At 55.0% G+C, this 20,287-nt stretch carries 20 protein-coding genes; 11 read left to right on the top strand and 9 right to left on the bottom strand.

Going from position 1 to position 20,287, the window contains the following annotated elements; genetic code table 11:
- Window positions 1-98: 98 nt before the first annotated feature.
- Both OK409_RS19420 and OK409_RS19415 read right to left on the bottom strand, forming a co-directional pair.
- Entirely contained in the window at window positions 99-1,028 is a 930-nt protein-coding gene (locus OK409_RS19420; RefSeq protein WP_264367350.1) for an Rpn family recombination-promoting nuclease/putative transposase, read from the bottom strand.
- Between the two features lie 214 nt (window positions 1,029-1,242).
- Complete coding sequence (locus tag OK409_RS19415) at window positions 1,243-2,181, bottom strand: D-2-hydroxyacid dehydrogenase (RefSeq protein WP_264367349.1); 939 nt, start codon at window positions 2,179-2,181, stop codon at window positions 1,243-1,245.
- Window positions 2,182-2,402: 221 nt separating this feature from the next.
- Between OK409_RS19415 and OK409_RS19410 the strand changes: the two genes are divergently transcribed.
- The 3 genes from OK409_RS19410 to OK409_RS19400 all read left to right on the top strand — a co-directional run bounded on the left by OK409_RS19410 (window position 2,403) and on the right by OK409_RS19400 (window position 5,402).
- On the top strand, window positions 2,403-2,822 hold the full coding sequence (locus tag OK409_RS19410; protein WP_010247431.1) for a DUF2946 domain-containing protein: 420 nt from the start codon (window positions 2,403-2,405) through the stop codon (window positions 2,820-2,822).
- A 45-nt stretch (window positions 2,823-2,867) separates the two neighbouring features.
- A complete protein-coding gene (locus OK409_RS19405; protein ID WP_264367348.1) occupies window positions 2,868-4,598 on the top strand; it encodes a DUF2534 family protein in 1,731 nt (576 codons plus the stop codon).
- A 126-nt stretch (window positions 4,599-4,724) separates the two neighbouring features.
- The gene (locus tag OK409_RS19400; protein ID WP_264367347.1) at window positions 4,725-5,402 is read left to right on the top strand and encodes a pirin family protein; all 678 of its coding nucleotides are present in this window, start codon (window positions 4,725-4,727) and stop codon (window positions 5,400-5,402) included.
- A gap of 45 nt (window positions 5,403-5,447) precedes the next feature.
- Here the strand turns inward: OK409_RS19400 and OK409_RS19395 are convergent, their stop codons facing one another.
- Window positions 5,448-5,675 (bottom strand): hypothetical protein, encoded by a 228-nt coding sequence (locus OK409_RS19395; RefSeq protein WP_010247439.1) that lies wholly within the window; start codon window positions 5,673-5,675, stop codon window positions 5,448-5,450.
- Between the two features lie 172 nt (window positions 5,676-5,847).
- Here OK409_RS19395 and OK409_RS19390 point away from each other — a divergent pair, with 172 nt between their 5' ends.
- The 6 genes from OK409_RS19390 (at window position 5,848) to crtB (ending at window position 12,358) form a co-directional block, all read left to right on the top strand.
- Window positions 5,848-6,378 carry a YtfJ family protein gene (locus OK409_RS19390; RefSeq protein ID WP_010247442.1) on the top strand — a complete coding sequence of 177 codons (531 nt, stop codon included), beginning with the start codon at window positions 5,848-5,850 and terminating at the stop codon, window positions 6,376-6,378.
- A gap of 218 nt (window positions 6,379-6,596) precedes the next feature.
- Window positions 6,597-7,505 (top strand): polyprenyl synthetase family protein, encoded by a 909-nt coding sequence (locus OK409_RS19385; protein ID WP_033760185.1) that lies wholly within the window; start codon window positions 6,597-6,599, stop codon window positions 7,503-7,505.
- Window positions 7,506-7,514: 9 nt separating this feature from the next.
- On the top strand, window positions 7,515-8,810 hold the full coding sequence (locus OK409_RS19380; protein WP_264367346.1) for a glycosyltransferase: 1,296 nt from the start codon (window positions 7,515-7,517) through the stop codon (window positions 8,808-8,810).
- Entirely contained in the window at window positions 8,797-9,957 is a 1,161-nt protein-coding gene (gene crtY, locus OK409_RS19375; protein ID WP_264367345.1) for a lycopene beta-cyclase CrtY, read from the top strand. The genes OK409_RS19380 and crtY overlap by 14 nt, the downstream gene beginning before the upstream one ends.
- Window positions 9,954-11,432, top strand: coding sequence for a phytoene desaturase (locus OK409_RS19370; RefSeq protein ID WP_264367344.1), 1,479 nt, complete (start codon window positions 9,954-9,956; stop codon window positions 11,430-11,432). The genes crtY and OK409_RS19370 overlap by 4 nt, the downstream gene beginning before the upstream one ends.
- Entirely contained in the window at window positions 11,429-12,358 is a 930-nt protein-coding gene (crtB, locus tag OK409_RS19365; protein ID WP_167433107.1) for a 15-cis-phytoene synthase CrtB, read from the top strand. Before OK409_RS19370 ends, crtB begins: the two co-directional genes overlap by 4 nt.
- Here crtB and OK409_RS19360 read toward each other — a convergent pair.
- The 6 genes from OK409_RS19360 to OK409_RS19335 all read right to left on the bottom strand — a co-directional run bounded on the left by OK409_RS19360 (window position 12,297) and on the right by OK409_RS19335 (window position 18,759).
- Window positions 12,297-12,824, bottom strand: coding sequence for a sterol desaturase family protein (locus tag OK409_RS19360; RefSeq protein ID WP_010247467.1), 528 nt, complete (start codon window positions 12,822-12,824; stop codon window positions 12,297-12,299). The two genes, crtB and OK409_RS19360, sit on opposite strands and share 62 nt — an antisense overlap.
- A 209-nt stretch (window positions 12,825-13,033) precedes the next feature.
- Window positions 13,034-14,122 carry a fimbrial protein gene (locus OK409_RS19355; RefSeq protein WP_264367343.1) on the bottom strand — a complete coding sequence of 363 codons (1,089 nt, stop codon included), beginning with the start codon at window positions 14,120-14,122 and terminating at the stop codon, window positions 13,034-13,036.
- 37 nt (window positions 14,123-14,159) lie between these two features.
- The gene (locus OK409_RS19350; protein ID WP_264367342.1) at window positions 14,160-16,610 is read right to left on the bottom strand and encodes a fimbria/pilus outer membrane usher protein; all 2,451 of its coding nucleotides are present in this window, start codon (window positions 16,608-16,610) and stop codon (window positions 14,160-14,162) included.
- A gap of 117 nt (window positions 16,611-16,727) precedes the next feature.
- Entirely contained in the window at window positions 16,728-17,396 is a 669-nt protein-coding gene (locus tag OK409_RS19345) for a molecular chaperone (protein WP_404932599.1), read from the bottom strand.
- Window positions 17,397-17,451: 55 nt separating this feature from the next.
- Window positions 17,452-18,042, bottom strand: coding sequence for a fimbrial protein (locus OK409_RS19340; RefSeq protein ID WP_245115290.1), 591 nt, complete (start codon window positions 18,040-18,042; stop codon window positions 17,452-17,454).
- Between the two features lie 447 nt (window positions 18,043-18,489).
- A complete protein-coding gene (locus OK409_RS19335; protein WP_031593389.1) occupies window positions 18,490-18,759 on the bottom strand; it encodes a hypothetical protein in 270 nt (89 codons plus the stop codon).
- Window positions 18,760-19,076: 317 nt separating this feature from the next.
- Between OK409_RS19335 and OK409_RS19330 the strand changes: the two genes are divergently transcribed.
- The gene (locus OK409_RS19330; protein ID WP_010247473.1) at window positions 19,077-19,619 is read left to right on the top strand and encodes a DsbA family protein; all 543 of its coding nucleotides are present in this window, start codon (window positions 19,077-19,079) and stop codon (window positions 19,617-19,619) included.
- A gap of 252 nt (window positions 19,620-19,871) precedes the next feature.
- The gene (locus OK409_RS19325; RefSeq protein WP_010247476.1) at window positions 19,872-20,285 is read left to right on the top strand and encodes an ASCH domain-containing protein; all 414 of its coding nucleotides are present in this window, start codon (window positions 19,872-19,874) and stop codon (window positions 20,283-20,285) included.
- Window positions 20,286-20,287 lie beyond the last annotated feature (2 nt).

Raw genomic sequence — 20,287 nt, 5'->3', positions numbered from 1 at the left:
GGCGGGATTCCCATGATTTCGGGAAGCTGATTTTGCATTTTCCGTGTAGTCCGCTGGCGATTTGAGTCGTCAGCGATAATCAGAACTCAAAAAACTAATTAGTGCGAAATCTGCGCCAGATCGTCTTCATTCAGACCAGTCATCCGCATAACGGTATTGCGATCCATGCCACTCTTCAGCATGGTGTGGGCAATTCTGAGGCTTGCTCCACGACTACCTTCTGTCCGTCCCTGTTCAATACCCTGCTCAATACCTTTTTCAAGCCCTATCTGCTCAAGCTGTTGTGCGATAGTCATAAGTGCGTTCTCGTGTTGGGGCACACGCTGTGCCAGCTCCCGTACAAAGGCTTTGGCGTCCGATGTTTCACCCGCCTGTACAATGTAGTGTACCAGCGTTATCACCTGTGATGAAGAGTGATAGCCAGCCTGCAAAATGGTCACCAGCCGGTCCATCATTTCAGCCAGATCACGCTGCCGGATATGCTTCTGCAACAGGGTCAGAGCCGCCATGCTGCGATGTTGCATGATCTCATCGTCAGGAATCACCGTGACATCGACCAGCGGAAAACTACGGCTGTAAAGCCTGTCCGCCAGCGCCGGGTCGTCGAACTCATCCAGCCACCGGGTCGAATAGGGATATGGAGTGCGTCTGCCAGTGTAAAACAGGACGGGAATCACCAGCGGCAACCGCTTATGGCCTGCTTCAAGATGGCGTTGCATGGCAGCCACTGCATAACGCATCAGCCGAAATGCCATATGTTTGTCTGGCACAGACTGATGCTCAATGAGTACATGGATATATCCATCGCCAGCGGTTGTTTTAAGACTGTAAAGCACGTCGCTGAAGTACTGCCGGAGGTCATCCTCGACAAACGACCCCGACTCCAGTTTCAGCGTGCTGAGATCACAGCATATGAGCAGCTCTGGCGGCAAATGCAGCTCCATGAAATCCCGGGCAATATCCGGCTGAGTCAGAAATTGCCGGAATGTGGCATCATGAGGCACAGGCGTGCTGTTCTTCTTTTTCACTGACCAGAATCCTTTCTGTTCCTGAAGCGCTTACATCGGCTGATTCAGCCAGTAAAAGGCGCTAATTCCTGTAGCGCACGAACGTTTAAAGTCCTGATGGAAATAACGAAATTAATACCCTGATGACTAAACCGCGTAAAACGCTTTTCCTGAAATCTACGAGGTTGCTCTGAATATCAACCCATGTTGGGCATTAAAAACTATTCCATCTGACTCAGCTCACCACATTAATTGGCTCGCCCTGAATAAAGGCCGCGATATTGGCCATCACGCCAGCCACCAGATTCTCCACGCCGCTGCGACTTGCCCAGGCGATGTGCGGTGTCAGCAGCAGCGTTGGCAGATCCGCCAGCAGCGGATTATCCGGAGCGGGCGGCTCGCTGCTCAGCACATCCAGCGCCGCACCACCAATCTGCCCCTGCTTTAACGCGGCAGCAAGATCGGCTTCGTTAATCAGTCCGCCACGAGCCGTGTTTATCAGCAGCGCCTGTGGCTTCATTTTATCCAGCGCCTCGCGATCAATCATCTGGCGGGTGCTGTCACTCAGCGGGCAGTGCAGCGAAATGATGTCGCTGGTCGCCAGCATCTGCTCAAAGCTGACATAACCGTCACGCACCCTTTCACTGCCTTTTCGCTCGGCGTACTGCACCTGCATTCCCAGCGCCTGGGCCAGCCTGCCGACCGCCTGGCCGATGTCGCCTTTACCCGCGATGCCCAGCGTGGCACCGCCAATATCCCCTATCGGCTGATGATGCACACAGAAGTGCTTAGCCTGGGGCCAGTCGATGCGGGTATTGCTGGCATAAGCCATCAGCTGACGGCGCAGGGCAAAAATCGCGGCTATCACCGCCTCTGAAACGCTCTGAGTTGAATAGCCTGGAACATTACTGACCACGATGCCGCGTGCGCGGCAGGCATCAAGATCGATACAGTCATAGCCCGTCGCTGCGACACAGATAAAACGCAGTTCAGGCAGTTGTTGCAGTGTGTCAGCCCGCAACGGCACCTTATTGGTTATAGCGACCGTTGCGCCCGCCAGCGAAGACACAATGCCTTCAGCCGGAGTCTGCGCGCGCATCTCCCAGTCAGCCTGCTGTTGACCGGTCGGCAGGGGTACCGGCAGCGTGTCACCATCCAGCATTACAATTTTCATTTTTTATTCCTTCATCAGGTTTGGTTAAACCGCAGGCGAATGATTAATGTTATTTGTATGTGCACCGCGAGTAACAACTAAGTTAAATGATGCTGAAATTAAAGTGAAAATGTTCAAAGAGTGCGAAATTTTTCGGAACAAATGCCACTTTATTTAACTCTTTTATTCCCTTCGCGTTACACTGCCGCCCTGAATTCTGACCTCATACGACCGTTGAAATCATGCCGGGATCTTCACTCAGACAACGACTCACCGCCGGTATTGCGATACTGGCCGTGCTGCTGTTGTTTGTTGCACCGATGATCTCAAAGAATCTCGCTGAACATCATGCCAGGATGCAAGGCGCTTCGATCATGAGCGCAGAGATGCCGATGATGGATCATCACAGCGAGATGTCGATGGCTGATCACGGGATGATGATGGGCCCGGGCTTTGCCTGTGGCTACTGCGATCTGCTGGTGCATGTTCCGCTGATGCTCTGGGTTTTTATCCCGTTTATCTGGTGGATGTGCCTGATCAGCCGCGCCCCGCCGCCAGCGGCTATCAATCCACCCCAATGGCAACGGCTGTTGCGTCTTCATCGACCGCGCGCGCCACCCTTTATCGCGTCACACTCACTGCTTACTAATCCGATTGCGTGACAACGTCACCTGATCGTCTTTGTCTTTTGAAAAGTGTGGAATGCTATGTCCTCTTCTCAGGAAATGTCCCCTGCACCGCGCGGCACGGTGTTTAATCTCTTTCGCCGCCTGCATTTTTATATCGGCCTGTTTATTGCGCCGTTTATTTTTGTCGCGGCACTCACCGGCACGCTCTACGTTCTGACGCCGCAACTGGAACAGGCTATCTACCATGATGCCCTGACCACCGATGCCCAGGGTGAGGCCCAACCGTTGTCCGCCCAGATTGCCGCTGCGCGAGCCCGTGCCGGTGAATCAGCACGCATTTACGCTGTGCGTCCGGCACCCGGCCGGCAGGATACGACCCGCGTGCAGTTTGCCGAGCCACAGCTTGGCCCATCGGAATCACGATCGCTGTTTATTGATCCCTACACCCTGCAGGTGAAAGGCGATATGACGGTGTATGGCACCAGCGGTGTGCTGCCGCTGCGCATGTGGCTGGATCAGCTGCATCGCGGCCTGTTGCTGGGTGATTTTGGCCGAAACTACAGTGAACTGGCAGCCTCCTGGCTGTGGGTCGCCGCGCTGGGTGGGATCGTCTTATGGTCCGGCACCCGGCCACCGCGCACCCGCAGTAAAGCACGGAGCGGCTTCGCGGCAACCCGTCACTGGCATGTCACGCTGGGGCTGCTGCTGGCAATCGGACTGGTGTTCTTTTCAGTAACCGGGCTGACCTGGTCACAGTGGGCGGGCAATAATATTGAAAAGATGCGCAGCGACTTTGGCTGGAAAACGCCGCAGGTCAATACTGCACTGAACGGTAACGCGCCCGCTGAAGCCGCCGATCCCCATGCTGACCATCGCGGTGCGATGGAAGGGATGACGATGTCCGGAATGACCATGCCGGCCAAAACCGCTGCGCCTGTGATTCTCAATCAGCCGGATGCCAGCTGGGATCAGGCGCTGGCAGCGGCGCGTCAGGCCGGACTGCACTCAGCGAAACTGGAACTACGTCAGCCTAAGAACGCTGAACAGGCGTGGACGGTTTCGGAGATTGACCGCAGCTGGCCAAGCCAGGTCGATGCGGTTTCAATTAATCCGACTGATTTTAGCGTGGTCGACCGCGTTGAGTTTGCCAGCTTCCCGCTGGTGGCGAAACTGACCCGCTGGGGCGTGGATGCGCATATGGGCGTGCTGTTTGGCCTGCCTAATCAGCTGATTCTGGCGCTGTCTGGCTTTGGACTCTGCACAATGATTGTGCTGGGCTACCGCATGTGGTGGATTCGTCGCCCGGCTGTTCCGCAGCTCAACCCCTCGCAGACGCTGTTATCCGCCTGGCTGGCGCTGCCGCGCTATGCGCAGGGCACCAGCCTGATAGTGATGCTGGCACTGGGATATGCCCTGCCCGTTATGGGTATCAGCCTGCTGGTGCTGGTGCTGCTGGATATTCAGCGCTGGCGCAGCGCACAGCGCGCCGCGGTCGTTCGCGTGGATGTAGCCCCGGACAAGCAGTCGCCGCTGGCCATCGTCCAGTCGCGTTTTGCCGGGAAGCGCAAAGAGATGCGCTATTTTCTGCGCAGCGTGACGGTGCTGGCGCTGATTGTCATTACGGTGATGGCGAATGCGATGATTGGCGGAGTGATTGATCAGTATCAGATCCCCTTCAGTCACTGGTCGCTGACCATGTATATCACCCAGGCGATGATGATCCTGCTCTACTCCACGGTCTTTACCGGGCTATTGTCGATTCCACTCTGGTATTTCTTCCTCGGTGAGAGCGACGAACAGGGCAAGTAAGCTGGCAAGACACCCTAAACTCTGTTATTCAAAATAACTGACGAAGCCGGGCAAAACTCCCGGCTTCTCATTCTCCGCCTGAGGTCTATGATCGTTGTTATGAGTCACTTTATTTGAGAGCAAATCATGAACATTGTGCGAGCTAATCCTGAACAACTGTTTGAGTACGGTCCTTTTACCGTCCGTCGCCAGCGTCCTGGCGAGGCGTTAAGCCCGCTGGTCAGTGTTGATCTGATGTCGCTAAAACTCGATGCCCGGATTCCGATGCAGCAGCATCAGGATGAAGAAGTTTTCACCTACCTGTGGCGTGGTTCGATGCAGCATCAGGACAGTAACGGCGAACGTACCCAGCTCTCTGCAAAACGCGTGATGGTGGTGAACGCGGGTGATGGCGTTCAATACGAAGAGTCGGTGCCGTTAAATGAAGCGGAGCTGTTACAGGCGGTTATCCGGCCTGCACAGCAGGGCGGTGAAGCGATGACCCAGGTGCTGGAGCGCGATCAGGGCATTATGACCAATGGCTGGACCGAACTGGCCGGGCCGGAAGAGTCTGATGCGCCGCTGGAACTGCGCCAGGAAGTCTACATCTTCGACACGCTGCTGGAGCGCAACCATACGCTGGACGTGCCGTCGATGCCGGGCTTTGTCGCTTATCTTACCGTACTTGAAGGGATTATTCGCGTCGGCGATCAGCGACTGAGTCGCGGTGATGCCGTCAGCGGGCTGGATTCCAGCGTCGAGATCGTGGGCGATCGGGATGCCAATCTGGTCTGCTTCCTGATAAAGCCCGATAATTTTGCATAAAAAAGCGCGGGAACTTTCCCGCGCTCACGTCTTGTTTAACGCAGATTAAAGCGTGCTACGTTGCTGCATCGCCTGAACCCGTTTATAGGCATGATCGAACTGACGTACATCATCGCGAAGCCAGTGGCGTTGCGTCAGCGGTGCATCATCCAGCGCCTGCGGCAGCGGCACACCCGCCAGCGATCCCCGGCAGCAAAAGGCGCGCGCCAGCGTTGGGGTGGCAATGCCGATATAACGGGCAAATTCAGGTAATGTCATCAATGCTGTACTCATTTCCCACCTCCTGTAAACACAATCTCCCCTGCATTTTCAGGCCAAATCCTGAATGCTTTTATTGATCTGAAACATAGATGTGGTACTAATCTTCTGCCTGCTAATGAGAGCGTTCACCGCGTCTGACGCAAACCGAGAAAGAAGTGAGGAACCCGTGCGCCATTATGGATTGATGATTGCCCTGCTGTTTTCCGGCTTTGCCACCGCTCACACCCTGACCCCTGGTCAGCCTGTACCACCTGTCTTCGTTGCCGATAAAGGCGAAATGGTGCTGAATCAGGGCGACATAAATTATCAGCGCTGGAACAGTCAGACTCTGACCGGAAAAGTGCGTCTGGTGATTCATGTGGCGGGTCGTCTCTCAGCGAAGGATCAGAGTGCACGATTAATCGAAGCCATTCAGCAGGCCAGCTTGCCGCGTGACCGTTTTCAGACCACCACCATCGTGAATACTGACGATGCGCTGCCTGGCAGTGCCATTTTTGTGGTGCGCAGCATCGCTTCCAGTAAAAAAGCGGCACCGTGGCAGCAATTCATTATCGACAGCAGTGGCGTAACCGCGCACAGCTGGCATCTTAAGCCGGAAAGCGCGTCCGTGGTGGTGATTGATCCGGCAGGCATTGTGCGCTTTGCTAAAGATGGCGCATTATCTGCGGAGGATGTCGCCAGCGTGATGAAACAGCTGCGCGCATTACTGGGTTAATTTACGCATAATGCCCGTCCGGCTATCGCCGCAAAACGCGGAAGGCTGCTGAATTCTCCGACATTTTTATTATCGTGAACTACTCTTAGTTGTAATGGATTAACCCGCCGTTCTTTGAAAACCTGCCAACTATGCTATGGCAGTCGGGGACGATTATTGAAGATGGCATCGAATCATTCGACCTGCTGTGACTTCCTCTGTAGATAAGGACAGCCATGATGACGGTCTGTGCAGAACAACACGTCAATTTCATACACAGCGATGCAGCCAGCCTGTTGAACGACATTGAGCAACGGCTTGATCAGCTTTTACCGGTTGAAAGCGAACGTGACTTAGTGGGCGCTGCCATGCGCGACGGTGCGCTGGCACCAGGAAAGCGTATCCGTCCACTGCTGTTGTTGCTGGCAGCGCGCGATCTGGGCTGCAACGCCACGCCTGCCGGCCTGCTCGATCTCGCCTGCGCGGTAGAGATGGTGCATGCCGCATCACTGATTCTGGATGACATGCCCTGCATGGATGATGCGCAACTGCGTCGCGGACGTCCGACCATTCATTGCCAGTATGGTGAACATGTCGCGATTCTGGCCGCGGTGGCCCTGCTGAGTAAGGCATTCGGCGTGGTCGCTGCGGCAGAAGGCTTAACGGCAACCGCCAGAGCCGACGCTGTGGCAGAATTATCCCACGCAGTCGGCATGCAGGGGCTGGTGCAGGGGCAGTTTAAGGATCTCTCCGAAGGTGACAAGCCACGCAGCGCTGACGCCATTCTGATGACCAATCACTATAAAACCAGCACCCTGTTCTGCGCCTCCATGCAGATGGCCTCTATCGTGGCTGAAGCCTCAGGTGAAGCCCGCGAACAGCTGCACCGTTTTTCGCTTAATCTTGGTCAGGCTTTCCAGCTACTGGACGATCTCACTGACGGCATGGCCGACACCGGTAAAGATGCTCATCAGGATGACGGGAAATCAACGCTGGTGAATCTGCTGGGGCCACAGGCGGTTGAAACGCGACTGCGCGATCATCTGCGCTGCGCCAGCGAGCATCTGTTATCGGCCTGCCGGGACGGTTATGCCACACACCATTTTGTTCAGGCCTGGTTTGAGAAAAAACTCGCTGCCGTCAGTTAAGGATGCTGCATGAGCCACTTTGCGGTCATTGCACCGCCTTTCTATAGCCATGTGCAGGCGCTTCAGCATCTTAGCCAGGCCTTAATCGCACGCGGACACCAGATCACTTTCATCCAGCAGACGGACGTTGGCGCGCTACTCACCGATAGCCGGATCGGCTTTTTCCCGCTGGGTTTAGCCTCGCATCCGGCGGGCAGTCTGGCACACACCCTGCAACTGGCGGCGCATCCTCTCGGCCCCTCAATGCTGAAACTGATCAATGAGATGGCCCGCAGCACCGATATGCTCTGTCGTGAACTGCCCGTGTTGCTGAGCACCCTGGCGATTGATGGCGTGATCGTCGATCAGATGGAGCCTGCCGGTGCACTGGCGGCAGAAGCGCTGAACCTGCCTTATGTTTCGGTTGCCTGTGCGCTGCCACTTAACCGTGAAGCGGATTTCCCGCTGGCCGTGATGCCGTTTGACTATGCCAGGACCGATCAGGCACGGGAACGCTATCGCACCAGTGAAAAAATCTATGACTGGCTGATGCGACGTCACGATCGGGTGATCGCCCGCAACGCTCATGCGATGGGATTAGCGCCACGGGAAAAACTGCATCACTGTTTTTCACCGCTGGCGCAGATCAGCCAGCTGATTCCGGAACTGGATTTTCCCCGCCAGGCGTTGCCCGATCATTTCCATTCGGTTGGCCCGCTGCGTACCACTGAACCGGCACCCGCCGCGTCGCAGCCTCGCTACTTCCCGCATGGTGACAAACCGCGCATTTTTGCTTCCCTCGGCACGCTGCAGGGACATCGCTACGGCCTGTTTAAAACCATCGTCCGCGCCTGCCAGGAGATCGATGCTCAGTTATTGCTGGCGCATTGCGGTCGGTTGTCACCTTTCCAGGCGGAGAAACTGGCGCAGGCCAGCCATGTTCAGGTGGTCGATTTTGCCGACCAGGCAGCTGCACTGGCTCAGGCCGATCTTGCCATTACGCACGGCGGCATGAATACGGTGCTGGATGGGATTAACCACCTGACGCCGCTGCTGACGATCCCGCTGGCCTTTGATCAGCCGGGTGTGGCTGCCAGAGTGGTCTGGCACGGTATCGGACGTCGCGCCTCACGCTTTACCACCAGCCACTCCATGGCGCGTCAGCTCCAGACCTTACTGGCTGATGAAAGCTACGTTCAGCAGATGAAAACGCTGCGTAGCGCACTTCGTCAGGCGGGCGGAACCACCCTGGCGGCGGACATCGTCGAACAGGCGATGCTGACCCGCCAGCCGGTGCTCACCAGGAGAGACTATGCCGCGGTATGATCTGATTCTGGTGGGTGCGGGACTGGCCAACGGGCTGATCGCCCTGCGCCTGAGACAGCAGTGGCCCTCCCTGCGCATTCTGCTGATTGACGCCGAACGTGAACCGGGTGCCAATCACACCTGGTCGTTTCATGCGGAAGATCTCACCGAAACGCAGCATCGCTGGATCGCTCCGCTGGTAGTACATCACTGGCCTGGCTATGAGGTCCGCTTTCCCCAACGCAGTCGCAGCCTGAACAGTGGCTATTTTTGCGTGACTGCGGAGCGCTTCGCGCAGGTCATCAGCGACAGGTTTGCGCCGGATCTGCTGCTGAATACCCGGGTTGCGAGCATCGCTTCACGCGCGGTCACGCTGGACGATGGCCGGGTGCTGGAGAGTGACGCAGTGATTGATGGCCGTGGCTACCAGCCCGATGCCGCGCTGCGCATGGGCTTCCAGTCGTTTGTCGGACAGGAGTGGCAGCTCAGCGAGCCACATGGCCTGACCGCGCCGGTCATCATGGATGCCACGGTAGATCAGCAGGCAGGCTATCGCTTTGTCTACAGCCTGCCCTTTTCTGCAGACACCCTGCTGATTGAAGATACCCACTACATTGATAACGCCACGCTGGAAGGCGATCGCGCCCGTCAGAATATCCGCGCCTATGCCGCGCAGCAGGGGTGGCGTTTAGACCGGCTGCTACGCGAAGAGCAAGGCGCATTACCCATTACGCTGACCGGCGACGTGGCCGCCTTCTGGCAGAACCGCGATTTGCCCTGCAGCGGTTTGCGTGCCGGGTTATTCCATCCCACTACCGGCTATTCTCTGCCGCTGGCGGTCGCGCTGGCTGACCGGCTGGCGCAGATGCAGACGTTTACCTCTGAGACCCTGCACGCCACCATTCAGCAATTCGCCAGTCAGGCATGGCAGCAACATCGCTTCTTCCGCATGCTGAACCGTATGCTGTTTCTGGCGGGTCCGGCTGACCAGCGCTGGCAGGTTATGCAACGTTTTTACGGCCTTCCCGAAGGTCTGATCGCCCGTTTTTATGCGGGAAAACTCACTTTGCCTGATCGGCTGCGCATCTTAAGCGGCAAGCCCCCGGTCCCCGTTCTGGCGGCGTTACAGGCTATTATGACTCCTCACCGTCAACAGGCGATGCAATGAATAGAACTACAGTAATTGGCGCAGGCTTTGGTGGTCTGGCTCTGGCAATTCGCCTTCAGGCGTCAGGCGTTCCCACCCGACTGCTGGAGCAGCGTGACAAGCCTGGCGGCCGGGCTTATGTCTATCAGGATCAGGGCTTCACGTTTGATGCCGGCCCCACGGTAATCACCGATCCCAGCGCCATTGAAGAGCTGTTCACCCTGGCGGGTAAAAAGCTCTCTGACTATGTCGAGCTGATGCCGGTGAAGCCGTTTTATCGCCTCTGCTGGGAGTCCGGCAAGGTGTTCAGTTATGACAACGATCAGCCCGCGCTGGAAGCGCAGATTGCCGCGTTTAATCCGCGTGACGTTGAAGGATATCGTCGCTTTCTGGCCTATTCCCGAGCGGTGTTTGCTGAAGGCTATCTGAAACTTGGCACCGTGCCGTTTCTGTCATTCCGCGATATGCTGCGGGCCGCGCCTCAGCTGGCAAAACTTCAGGCGTGGCGCAGCGTTTACAGCAAAGTGGCGAGCTACATTGAAGATGAGCATCTGCGTCAGGCCTTCTCTTTCCACTCACTGCTGGTGGGCGGAAATCCGTTTGCCACTTCCTCAATCTATACCCTGATTCATGCGCTGGAACGTGAATGGGGCGTCTGGTTCCCGCGCGGTGGCACGGGCGCGCTGGTGCAGGGCATGGTGAAACTGTTTGAAGATCTGGGCGGCGAAGTGGAGCTCAATGCCAGCGTTGCCCGGCTGGAGACCCAGGAAAACAGGATTACCGCGGTGCACCTGAAAGATGGCCGGGTCTTCCCGACCCGCGCGGTTGCCTCCAACGCAGATGTGGTTCACACCTACCGCGAACTGCTGAGCCAGCATCCCGCTTCGCAGGCGCAGGGACGATCACTGCAAAACAAACGCATGAGCAACTCACTGTTTGTGATCTATTTTGGCCTGAATCATCATCACAATCAGCTGGCGCACCACACGGTCTGCTTTGGTCCGCGCTATCGTGAGTTGATTGATGAGATCTTTAACAAAGATGGCCTGGCAGAGGACTTCTCGCTCTATCTGCATGCGCCCTGCGTGACCGATCCCTCACTGGCGCCGGAGGGCTGCGGCAGCTACTACGTGCTGGCGCCAGTTCCGCACCTCGGCACCGCCGATATCGACTGGGCCGTTGAAGGTCCGCGCCTGCGCGATCGCATTTTTGACTATCTGGAACAGCACTATATGCCGGGCCTGCGTAGCCAGTTGGTCACGCATCGCATCTTCACGCCGTTTGATTTCCGCGATGAGCTGAATGCGTATCAGGGTTCGGCCTTCTCGGTGGAGCCGATCCTGACGCAAAGCGCCTGGTTCCGGCCTCACAACCGCGATAAAAATATTAATAATCTCTATCTGGTCGGTGCAGGTACCCATCCTGGCGCGGGTATTCCAGGCGTGATTGGCTCGGCCAAGGCTACCGCAGGATTGATGCTGGAGGATCTGGCTTGAATAGTCCGTCACTGCTCGATCATGCCGTAGACACCATGGAGGTGGGATCGAAAAGCTTTGCCACCGCGTCAAAACTGTTTGATGCCAAAACCCGACGCAGCGTGCTGATGCTCTACGCCTGGTGCCGTCACTGTGATGATGTGATTGACGATCAGGTACTGGGATTCAGCAACGATACGCCATCGCTGCAATCCGCCGAACAGCGCCTGGCGCAGCTGGAGATGAAAACGCGTCAGGCCTATGCCGGATCCCAGATGCATGAGCCCGCCTTTGCGGCCTTTCAGGAGGTGGCAATGGCACACGATATTCTGCCTGCTTACGCTTTTGATCATCTGGCGGGCTTTGCGATGGACGTGCATGAGACACGCTATCAGACGCTGGATGATACGCTGCGTTACTGTTACCACGTTGCGGGCGTGGTTGGCCTGATGATGGCGCAGATTATGGGCGTACGCGACAACGCCACGCTGGATCGCGCCTGCGATCTCGGTCTGGCGTTTCAGCTGACCAATATTGCGCGCGATATCGTTGAAGATGCTGAAGCGGGACGCTGCTATCTGCCCGCTACGTGGCTGGCTGAAGAGGGGCTGACCCGAGAGAATCTCGCCGATCCGCAAAATCGCCAGGCACTCAGCCGCGTCGCCCGTCGGCTGGTGGAAACAGCGGAGCCCTATTATCGATCGGCGTCGGCTGGCCTGCCGGGTTTACCGCTGCGTTCAGCGTGGGCGATTGCTACCGCGCAGCAGGTCTATCGTAAAATAGGTATGAAGGTGGTTCAGGCGGGTTCACAGGCGTGGGAGCAACGCCAGTCCACCAGCACGCCAGAGAAACTGGCACTGCTGGTGGCGGCATCGGGTCAGGCGGTTACTTCCCGGGTGGCGCGTCACGCTCCACGCTCCGCTGATCTCTGGCAGCGCCCCGTTTAACGCCATGGCGTTCTCGCAGCGTCGCCTGCAGTTTTGACAGCGGCGGCGCGTAAAGAAAGCCAAACGAGACACAGCCCTCTTTGCCTCGTACCGCATGATGCATGCGGTGCGCCATATAAAGCCTGCGTAAATAACCCCGGCGCGGAACATAGCGGAATGGCCAGCGCTGATGCACCAGGCCGTCATGCACAATAAAATAGAGCAGGCCGTAGAGCGTCATACCCGCGCCGATCCACTGCAAGGGCCAGACACCCGTGCTGCCCAGATAAATGAGCAAAATCGACAGAGCGGCGAACACTACGGCATAGAGGTCATTAACCTCAAACCAGCCTTTATGCGGTTCATGATGTGACAGATGCCAGCCCCAACCCCAGCCATGCATAATGTATCTGTGCGCCAGTGCAGCCGTTATCTCCATTCCGATAACAGTGACCAGAACAATCAGGGCATTCCAAATCCACAACATAGTTTCTCCCGAACATGCATCCTGCAAAGTGGCGCAGAGGTTCAATTTTAACAGAGATTGGGGAAAACAGCGGGTCGGGTTGTGCCGGTTTTAACGATTGCTGCAGGAGATGGCCCGGATAATGATTGTGTCAGCGCTCAGGGTAGAAACATGTGGCGCATTCAGCATGCATCACACCGTTACCACCTGTAATGCACAGTCTGAACAACCTAGTTATAAACCAGGTTAAAGGTCACTGTGCTGTCCGCTTTGCCCGCCATAACCTGCCCGTCGGTCTGAATATATTGCGCGTTAAACGCCATCGACTTCGTCTGATTGGGTGAGGAGATCGTCGTCAGCACCGGCAGTTGATCGGTGGGCACATTCAGAGGGACCCGCTGGCCTTCAGGAACCTGCAGGCCCGACCCATAGGTCAGGGCAATGCCCACACCTGAAGCAGAGTTGCTCTGTGGCGTCAGGCTAAGGGCATCCTTATCACCCGCAGTAGTCATACCGAAAAAGCCCACTTTAACCGCTGCACTGTGTTCACACATCACCTGAATCTGAAAACCTTTTTCACTTCCCGCCCGGCTACCGATACCGCTAAACTCTGCCTTACTCACTTTTCCCATCTCCACATTAATCACGGACTGGGAGGTGACAACGGCACAGCTGCCATATTGCACGGTAAAGCTGGAGAGGAAGATCTGCGGCTTATCATTGATCGGCTGACTACTGGTTGCACTATCCCCCACCTTTAAGCTGGCATTGCCAATATTCACCTCACCGACATTGGCCGGTTGATTGCCTGGATTAAGCGGCGATTGCTGGCCCGGGATTTTATAGAAGACCACATAGGACTGAAGTGTAATGTCATGTGCAGAATTCAACTGTGGGCCGGTCTGGGAATTACAGATCGAGCTAATTTTGCCCTTGCCGCTGGTATCAGAGAAGGTACCGGCGCACCAGGAGGGCTCCCTGAAACCGATAGCGAATCCGATGCTGTCTACTCCCGGCACACGATATATTGGCGTATTATGACCGCCCGCAATATTCGTCTGTAAGCCGGACTCTTCGGCGTTAATCTCAAACCCCAGATCCTTGTAGTTATAGCCCTGCTCACCGCTGTTTCTATTACAGATAAAGGCATTACTGCTTTGCAAAGGCATCTGCGCCGAGATGGCCGTGCCATCGGCTGCGCCCGGCACATAGTTGACGTTTTGCACCTGTACCACAACCTGACTGATACCCTGACAGGACTCCTGCCCCAGCGCCTGCAAACAAACCAGCGCCGGGATCATCAGTATGATTCCTGTCATTAATCGCTGAACTGATTTCATCTTAACTTCCTGTGGATTACTGACAAACCGCAGAGACCAGCCTGACCGGGTTAGAGCCAGTGGCGGCTGGCAGGCGGAACGGTGCGCGACAGCTTTTCTGCCCTCCCTCATCCTGCCAGTTCACTTCGATGAGGCCCTGAGCCGGTACACCGCTCAGATAAAGTTCCCCTTTTTCGGCCACGATGCCGCTGGTACTGCTCTCTTTACCCGCGGCGGCAAGTGCGACCTGGCCAGCCGCACCGAAGGGCGGAAAAGTATCCTGCCAGGTAAGGGTGAACAACACCCTGTTACCTACGTGGGTGGCATAATCGGCCATCACAATCGCTCCACGCGTAGGGATAGCCTTTTGCCCATCCAGTTCGACGTCAACGTTGTCGGGCAGCGTATCCGTTTCCAGTTCGATAGCGTTTTCCTGGTAGGGCGAGAGTGAAGGCACAATCGCATAGCCGCGGCCATCAGTGACCACTTTGCTGCCGCTCTGGATGCCCACATCTGCCGTATCCGGTACCCGAACAATCGCGAAGGTATCGCCCAGCGGCTGGCTTAACGTAATGCCGTGTTCATGCGCGACGATCCCACCCGACAGGCCATAGTTAAACTGGCTGCTGTGCCGATCGTGACTGACCCCGACACTGACGCTGCCGCGACTGCCGCGATAGTCCAGCGAACCGTTGCTGTTCACGTTCTGTCCCTGACTGTCATGACCCTGTTGCAGGTTGTAGTGCAGGTTATCGTCCTGCAACGCGCTGCCCGACAGGCTGACCTGCTGAGACACATCGCCATCATTAGTGGCATTCATGCTGTAGCTGACGGAGCTGTCTGGCAGCAGTGCGCTGAAGGGGATGGAGACATTGAAAGAGACCGCACGGTCAGCTTTACGGGCACTGGTCGAGTCGTTGTAAAACCAGGCAATGCCCCACGAAATGGCGTTGTAATTGCTGTAGAAGCCCAGATGTAATGTGCGATCTTCATTGTCTGATCGCCAGTAGCGCTGCACATACGCGGAGGCACTGAGGCTGCCATAATCACCGATACCCTGAGAGAATGAAATCTCCGAGCGACTGCGTTTGTTAGCCACATAGCTTACCGGACTGGTCATCGCATTGGCCTCGCTGAAGGCGTAAAAACCGCTGGAAGAGTAGCGATAGCTTGCCATGCTGAAGGTCGTATTGGTGGAGGCGAAATTTTTCTGATATTGCACACGCACCGACTGACCACTCCGGCTTTGTCCTTCCGGCATACGGGTTTTTGCCAGAGTCACATCGGTTCCCAGCGAGCCAAAATCACCCAGGCTTTTACCCAGGCCCGCCGCCACAGCGTGATAGTTTTGCGCAACCTGCAGGCCACCAAAGGCGGTAAAGTCATGCGGCAGTCCGTAGAACAGCGTGGATTGCACAAATTCAGGCGAACGCAGGTTGCTGCTGCCTGAGTAGTGATAACGACCGCCACTGACACCGTATTTCAGATGGCCCTGACGCAGCATATAAGGCACGGCAGAGTAAGGCTGAGTGAAGGTGCGCACCGAGCCATCACTTTCATGAATGGTAATCTCAAGGTCACCGCTCTGGGACGTGGGATAGAGATCTTTGATTTCGAACGCACCGGGTGCGACCACGGTTTCATAAATCATATAGCCGTGCTGGCTCACCGTTACCCGCGCATTGCTATGGGCGATGCCGTGGATCATCGGGGCGAAGCCGCGCTGGCTTTCCGGAAGCATGGTGTCATCAGACATGATCTGCATACCGCGAAACTGCACGCTGTCAAAAACATCGCCGGACGTATAGGTATCCCCTACCCGAAACTGGCTTTTCAGCGCCTTAAGATCCCGCTCCAGAAATGAGGTCTGAGACTGCCATTGACTGACCAGATCGTAGCGCCATGTGGACGTGTTACGCAGCCGCCATGCACCAAGATTGGCCCCGCTGCGCAGGCTGAGTAACGTCGAGTTCCAGCGGTCCCTGTGATTGCGGCTACTGCTGCCAGACAAGGTATAGTTCACAAAAGCAGCCGATACCCCCTCATCCCAGCGTGCTGGATCGACATAATCGCGATCTTTCACCATCAGCGAGATCTGTGGAATTGAAAGGTTTAACTGCTGATGCGCGAAATCAAAGTGGGTCGATGCATCGGGAATGAAATCGCCTAACTCTTCGATGGCCTCATCTTTCTTCAGATTAGTGAGGGCGGAAAAACCGTTGACGTTCACCCCCATCGCGGCCAGCTCTGCCACCGTCAGTTGCGGAACCAGCCCCGCTCTGCCTTGTACGAAGCTGACATCGCGGCTATCAATAACTCTGTTGTTGAGCAACAGCGTGACATGATAAGTGCCGGGTTGCTGTCCGCCCTCACGAGCAAAATAGTGGAGATCGGTGGCGTGATGTTGATCGGATGAGAACTCCAGCGCCGCCGGGTCAAAATAGTCATCCGCACGAGCACCACGCAGCGGGCAGAACAAAATCAGCATTAACCAGGGAGAGGCGTAAAGTGGCTTTGCGTACCTTCTCTTTCCTCTCTGAGCGTGCTGATTGACTTTCACTGATGATGGCCCCGGGTTTAAAACAAAATAAATTACAAATAACAATTAGCGCGTACGTTGTTCGGTAATGCCGCCATAGTCGTTGATTGCAGACCAGCTCACTGCGCCGGAATCAGCGACGCGCCAGTGCCGATCTTCTCCAGGGCCAATCATGCCAGGATCCTGTATCTCGTGATGATTAACGCTGAGCGAATAAAATGAGACAAAGTAAGGCGTTGGGTTATGCGCAATCAGCTGATTGCCTTCATGGCGGAATGAGAGTTGCTGCCAGGCATCAGCCGGATTACCCGGCAAATCTTTTGGCCGATAAAAAAGCTTAAATTTCGATTTAATATTGACCTGAAGCTGGTTACTTTTATCGCGCGGCGTCGGTGAAATAGATTTCACATTCAGCCAGAATACCGATTCACGATCTTTCGGCAGGGGCATCCCCAGATAATTAATCCTTAACAGATTCTCTTTTTCCGCATCAAGCCGGAATAGCGGTGGCGTAACAATAAATGGTACCCGGGAATGATTATTTTTATCAAAGTTCTCTATCCAGGATTCAACCAGATACGGCGTATTTTTATCCTGATTGGTGACCGAAAGTGTTGCCTCCTTTTTGCCTTCCACAAAAATAACACGCGTCCCTCCCATTACCACACCCGCATGGGCAGCCATGCCCAGCATGCACGCAGAAAAGAGTGAAATAAGTCTTATTACCTTAAACATAGATATTTGTGCCATCGATATTTCGGAGGGGAAGCAGGGTTGCCCCTGCTTTTAATCAGTTATAAATCATCACAAAGTTAGAGACTGAGTTGGCAGCACCGACAGCAATCGGCGCACCATCACTTTTATAATCGGCAAAGAAATTTAAGTCCGCAGAACCGCCCTCGTCAGCCGTTACCAGGCTGACCGCTTTGGAGACGGATCCGATAGCAATCGGCGTGCTTCGGTCAGCTTCATAAAGTTTAATTCCTACGCCGGACGCGCCACCGCTGGTGACTTTCAGCAGGGAGTTGTCACCGCTATCTTTATCGCCATCAAACAGCACAGCCACGGTTTTAACTGATGAAGGACAATCCTTAACAGAGATAGTGAATGGCGTTTCTGTAGTTTCGTTACGGCTTTCGAAATACGATTTCGCCCATTTACCTAAATCAACGCTCTGGTTTTTACTGGCGGTAGAAACGTCACAGGAAACATCGGTAATTTCGCCGGTAAATTTCACTTCACCACCGGCACCCTGTGTACCGGCTGCTGCTCCCGGATTAGGAGTAATCGGTGATGGGCCATCAGCAGGCGTTGCTAATGCTGATCCGGACACCATAAGGCCAGCCAGTGCCACGGGCAGAATATGTTTTCTGAAATTCATCAAACCTGTCTCTTTTAATACATGCAAAGTGGCTGCAATGAGTCACCTGATGGATAAATATGCATTTACAGAAATGCGCCAACATAACAACCTGATGTTTATTATGTTGCTGCTATATTAGCCTCTCACGGCTATATAAAAATTAAACAAGACGTTTAGGTTCTTACATAGAAGATATACATTAGTAGCCTTCCTTGATCTACATCACTTTAAGAAGGTAAAAAGATTATTTATTGAAAAAAATATTTTCACTAAGAAGGCACTTAATATAAACCTTAAATATATATTCATTCCAGAATGCGAATATATAAGTTGGCCGCCGTGAAAATTATGCAGTGCCGGAAATTCTCAGCGGTGATTAGCAGCGGCTCACCTCGGGTTTTACATCATCAGCCACACCAGGTTTTCGACTTGCGTGATTTTCACTGATGCCGCGAGCCAGTCAGCTCAAAGCAAATCGTGACCTATGGGAGTGCGAAAAGCGTGGCGTGCCGCGGTCATTAACTGACTGGCGGTGACGGTCGTGGGTAAGCGCATCAGAATTTTGCTCGCCTGCCAGTAACAGAGCAGCATGACCTCATCCTCCTCTTTTTCAGCCAGTTCATGCAGCCGGGCGCGCAGTGATAACACATCAATGGTCTGCTGCTCGTCAAGCATGTCAGAGATCGTCTGATTGATGACGTGATGGAGAGTTTTCCAGGTGAGATCGGTATGCAAAATTAACCTCTTCTAACGCTTATCAGCTCCGGGCAAACAAACAGCAGTGAAGCAGCTTAAATGGCTGTATCCTGCAAAAGATTGCACACTGCTGACAACTATAGCTGTTCGTGGGCGGCTACGCCGTGCCAGCAGTTGAAAATGCCAAAGTTGGCAATTCTAACGACTAATGGACCTGTCTGTCGCGTATTACACGCGACTCATCAGCTGATTGCTGTTTTTTGTAACAATTGCGGCTGATTCTTAACTGGCTGATGTCAGAGGGATTTGCCAGGGTAAACAGGTTTCCCGTCTCGTTAATGTTCAAGGAGTTGTCGATGAGTCAGCACGCTGATGTACTGGTATGGGGCCACGGCCCTGAGATCTTTGAAGTCTTTCTGGAACCCACCTGTCCTTTTTCGGTGCGCGCCTTCAATAAATTCGACGCGTTACTGGCGCACGCGGGTGAAGAGAACATCACCCTGAAGATCCGTCTGCAATCACAGCCGTGGCACCTCTATTCCGGGCTGATAGTGCGCTATATCCTTGCCGCCGCCTGCGAAAGCAAAGAGGCCGCGAAAAAGGTGATGCAGGCGGTGGCCGATCATCGTGAAGAGTTTGAGTTCACCGATCACTGTACCGGTCCGAACCGCGATGCCACGCCGAATCAAATTCTCGCCCGCCTGAAAGAGGTCAGCGGCGTAGATGCCAGCGCCGCGTTTGATCAGCCCGACCTGCAGAACGCCATTAAATGGCACTGCAAATATGCCCGCCAGAATGGCATTCACGTTTCACCGACCTTTATGGTAAACGGTCTGGTACAGCCCGAAATCAGCAGCGGTGACGATATAGCGCACTGGGCAAGCTTTCTGATTCGTTAATCTTAGTGCGCGGCTGTGCCTGGCCGCGCCAGACTGAGTCTCTCCTTTGCGACCCCACTCACGCTCAAACTCAATATCCTGATAATTAAGCCTGTTTTCCCATGTGGAGGCCGGGTAAGCTGTACCGCTATCAGCAGCAGACGGTGGGAATAAAGCCGCTGCTGCTGTTCATCTTAACGGCACCGCTGGCCTGCATGGCGATAACCTGACGTTACGCCGGGCCCGCACGCCTAATTCATTGAGGATTTGCTGATGACGATGACGCTGCAACAACTGCAGGACAAATATCCGGGTGCCTTCACAGATGCATTTGGTGACTCCCCGGAATTAGCCAGCGAGCTCGCAACGCTGATTATTGCCGGTAAGAAAGTGGCTACCTGCGGGTCGTTGCGGAGCTGGCAGGATCAGGAAGCATTGCCTCAACCGGGCGGTTACAGCATTGTTCTCAACGGCGAACAGCAGCCCGTCTGCGTGATCCGCACCACCGGCTTGTTCCTGACGCGCTTTGATCGCGTCACGCCAGAGATGGCGATGCTGGAGGGTGAAGGCGATCTGAGCCTCGACCACTGGCGTCAGGAACATCAGCGCTACTTCGAGCGTGAAGGCTATTTTCACAGCGAAATGGAGCTGATCTTCGAGACGTTCCAGCTGGTCGAGGTGGTCTAAAC

Source organism: Pantoea sp. RG18 (assembly GCF_025910075.1).
In the GTDB taxonomy this organism is placed as follows: domain Bacteria; phylum Pseudomonadota; class Gammaproteobacteria; order Enterobacterales; family Enterobacteriaceae; genus Pantoea; species Pantoea agglomerans.
Note: the sequence above shows the minus strand (reverse complement) of the source record. Positions and strands in the feature narration are given on the sequence as shown.